Source organism: Pseudomonas sp. NPDC087817 (assembly GCF_044742875.1).
In the GTDB taxonomy this organism is placed as follows: Bacteria; Pseudomonadota; Gammaproteobacteria; order Pseudomonadales; family Pseudomonadaceae; genus Aquipseudomonas.
In genome coordinates this window covers 52,449-53,066 of the sequence record NZ_JBIUVJ010000014.1, presented here as the reverse complement: position 1 = coordinate 53,066, position 618 = coordinate 52,449, and the positions used below count along the sequence as shown (strand labels likewise).

General features: G+C 61.3%; 1 pseudogene. It reads left to right on the top strand.

The features are described 5' to 3' along the window. A pseudogene (locus tag ACIONG_RS13060) lies at positions 1–618 on the top strand (malate:quinone oxidoreductase); the annotation flags it as partial.

Here is a 618-nt window from a genome sequence, read left to right as displayed (position 1 = left end):
GCGGCGGCGTTCTTTGCCCCCCCCCCCCCACCACCCACCCCCCCCCCCCCACCTGGAGCCCGTTGGGTACCGACATGAACTTCGGCGAAATCACCCGCCAGTTCGCCGGTTACCTGCAGACCAAGCCTAACTTCAACTTGAAACTGTCCAGCGAAGTGCAGGACATCACCAAGAACGAAGACGGCACCTGGCGCGTCAGCTACAAAAACCTGAAAGACGGCACCAAGACCGAAACCGACGCCAAGTTCGTGTTCATCGGCGCGGGCGGCGGTGCACTGCACCTGCTGCAAAAGTCGGGCATTCCTGAAGCCAAGGAATACGCTGGCTTCCCGGTAGGCGGCTCGTTCCTGGTGACCGATAACCCGGCCATCGCCGAGCAGCACCTGGCCAAGGCCTACGGTAAAGCCTCGGTTGGCGCACCTCCGATGTCGGTTCCGCACCTGGACACCCGTGTTCTGGACGGCAAGCGCGTTATCCTGTTTGGCCCATTCGCGACCTTCAGCACCAAGTTCCTCAAAGAAGGCTCGTACCTGGACCTGCTGACCAGCACCACCACCCACAACATCTGGCCTATGACCAAGGTCGGCATCAAGGAATACCCGCTGGTCGAGTACCTGG